This is a genomic window from Glutamicibacter sp. FBE19, assembly GCF_015524875.1.
In the GTDB taxonomy this organism is placed as follows: Bacteria; Actinomycetota; Actinomycetes; order Actinomycetales; family Micrococcaceae; genus Glutamicibacter; species Glutamicibacter halophytocola.
This window is the reverse complement of record NZ_JACKQN010000019.1, coordinates 2,235-5,369: the sequence shown is the minus strand read 5'-3', so window position 1 is coordinate 5,369 and position 3,135 is coordinate 2,235. Positions and strand designations below refer to the sequence as shown.

The following is a 3,135-nucleotide window of genomic DNA, read 5'->3' as shown; positions in this document are numbered from 1 at the left end:
ACACAAACTGTGTCAGGGCCCAAACCACATATTATTCAAGTTAAGTCCGGCGGTGACCTACTCTCCCACACCCTCACGAGTGCAGTACCATCGGCGCAATGGGCCTTAGCTTCCGGGTTCGGTATGGGACCGGGCGTTTCCCCCACGCTATGACCGCCGTAACAATCACGAAGCACACAAACCAACCATTCCTGGTCATATGTGTTTCCAGTGCCAGGACCGAAGCCCTGCACCTGCAAAAGTTTTATGGTTTCAGAGGTTGTTGTCTCGTAACCGCATAGTGAACGCGAGCAGCATTGAAAAATTGTTAGTTCAAATAATGCTTTATTGTGTGTTGAAAGTCATCGGCCTATTAGTACAGGTCAGCTACACAAGTCTTCAGTCCTTGCTTCCACATCCTGCCTATCAACCCAGTGGTCTAGCTGGGGGCCTCACACACTCAAGGTGCATGGAAATCTCATCTCGAAGCAGGCTTCCCGCTTAGATGCTTTCAGCGGTTATCCCTTCCCAACGTAGCTAATCAGCGATGCACTTGGCAGTACAACTGACACACCAGAGGTTAGTCCGTCCCGGTCCTCTCGTACTAAGGACAGCCCTTCTCAAATTTCCAACGCGCGCAGCGGATAGGGACCGAACTGTCTCACGACGTTCTAAACCCAGCTCGCGTACCGCTTTAATGGGCGAACAGCCCAACCCTTGGGACCTACTCCAGCCCCAGGATGCGACGAGCCGACATCGAGGTGCCAAACCATGCCGTCGATATGGACTCTTGGGCAAGATCAGCCTGTTATCCCCGAGGTACCTTTTATCCGTTGAGCGACGGCCCTTCCACGAGGTGCCGCCGGATCACTAGTCCCGACTTTCGTCCCTGCTCGAGCTGTCACTCTCACAGTCAAGCTCCCTTGTGCACTTACACTCGACACCTGATTGCCAACCAGGCTGAGGGAACCTTTGGGCGCCTCCGTTACATTTTAGGAGGCAACCGCCCCAGTTAAACTACCCATCAGGCACTGTCCCTGAACCAGATCATGGTCCGAAGTTAGGTGACCGATACAGCCAGAGTGGTATTTCAACGATGACTCCACCTGAACTAGCGTCCAAGCTTCACAGTCTCCCACCTATCCTACACAAGCTGCACCGAACACCAATACCAAACTATAGTAAAGGTCTCGGGGTCTTTCCGTCCTGCTGCGCGTAACGAGCATCTTTACTCGTACTGCAATTTCGCCGAGTTCATGGTTGAGACAGCGGGGAAGTCGTTACTCCATTCGTGCAGGTCGGAACTTACCCGACAAGGAATTTCGCTACCTTAGGATGGTTATAGTTACCACCGCCGTTTACTGGGGCTTAAATTCTCAGCTTCGCCTTACGGCTAACCAGTCCTCTTAACCTTCCAGCACCGGGCAGGAGTCAGTCCGTATACATCGTCTTGCGACTTCGCACGGACCTGTGTTTTTAGTAAACAGTCGCTTCCCCCTGGTCTCTGCGGCCCACACCCGCTCACAACTGCAAGAGCTGATCACGAGGCAGGCCCCCCTTCTTCCGAAGTTACGGGGGCATTTTGCCGAGTTCCTTAACCATGATTCTCTCGATCGCCTTAGTATTCTCTACCTGATCACCTGTGTCGGTTTGGGGTACGGGCGGACTGGGACCTCGCGCCGATGCTTTTCTAGGCAGCATAGGATCACCGAATCACCCACCAAAGTGGGCGCCTATCAGGTCTCAGAACATATGAGCGGCGGATTTGCCAACCACTCTTCCTACACCCTTGGACCAGGTCAATTCCATTGCCTGGCTCGGCTACCTTCCTGCGTCACACCTGTTAATACGCTGACCTCACTGCATCGGTTCCCACCACATCACACAACCAACAACCCGAAGGCTGCAACAATCATGATCCATCATGGTTAGCATCCACAGCTCAGTATGGGCGGTCCTTCGCCGGTACGGGAATATCAACCCGTTATCCATCGACTACGCCTGTCGGCCTCGCCTTAGGCCCCGACTAACCCAGGGCAGATTAGCTTAACCCTGGAACCCTTGATCATTCGGCGGACGGGTTTCTCACCCGTCATTCGCTACTCATGCCTGCATTCTCACTCGTATAGCGTCCACCGCTGGTTTCCACCGCGACTTCACCCGCTATACGACGCTCCCCTACCCATCCAAACACCCAATCGAAACCAGGTTAATATTTGAATGACGCAACTTCGGCGGTGTGCTTGAGCCCCGCTACATTATCGGCGCGGAATCACTTGACCAGTGAGCTATTACGCACTCTTTCAAGGGTGGCTGCTTCTAAGCCAACCTCCTGGTTGTCACAGCAACTCCACATCCTTTCCCACTTAGCACACGCTTAGGGGCCTTAGTTGGCGTTCTGGGCTGTTTCCCTCTCGACTATGAAGCTTATCCCCCACAGTCTCACTGCTGCGCTCTCACTTACCGGCATTCGGAGTTTGGCTAAGGTCAGTAACCTTGTAGGGCCCATCGCCTATCCAGTAGCTCTACCTCCAGCAAGAAACACGCAACGCTGCACCTAAATGCATTTCGGGGAGAACCAGCTATCACGAAGTTTGATTGGCCTTTCACCCCTACCCACAGCTCATCCCCTCCATTTTCAACTGAAGTGGGTTCGGTCCTCCACACGCTCTTACACGCGCTTCAACCTGGCCATGGGTAGATCACTTCGCTTCGGGTCTAGACCGTGCCACTCAAACGCCCTATTCAGACTCGCTTTCGCTACGGCTACCCCACACGGGTTAACCTCGCGACACAGCACTAACTCGCAGGCTCATTCTTCAAAAGGCACGCCATCACCCAGGAACAAGTCCCAGGCCCTGACGGATTGTAAGCGCACGGTTTCAGGTACTATTTCACTCCCCTCCCGGGGTACTTTTCACCATTCCCTCACGGTACTGATTCACTATCGGTCATCAAGTAGTATTCAGGCTTACCAGGTGGTCCTGGCAGATTCACACAAGGTTTCACGGGCCCCGTGCTACTCGGGTATCAACACTAGAACGGCAGACACGCATTACACCTACGGGACTATCACCCTCTATGGTCCGGCATTCCAACCGATTCACCTATACGCCTGCACCTCATCCCACCAGCAAGATAGCACTGGTACATGTC

Annotated in this window: 2 rRNA genes (1 of these 2 cut by a window edge); both read right to left on the bottom strand. The window is 53.6% G+C overall.

The annotated features are described in order from the left end of the window. Positions 1–44: 44 nt before the first annotated feature. Positions 45–161 (bottom strand): 5S ribosomal RNA (rrf, locus tag H6F58_RS17830). 171 nt (positions 162–332) lie between these two features. Then, positions 333–3,135: ribosomal RNA gene (locus H6F58_RS17825) — 23S ribosomal RNA — on the bottom strand; it runs 165 nt beyond the window's last position.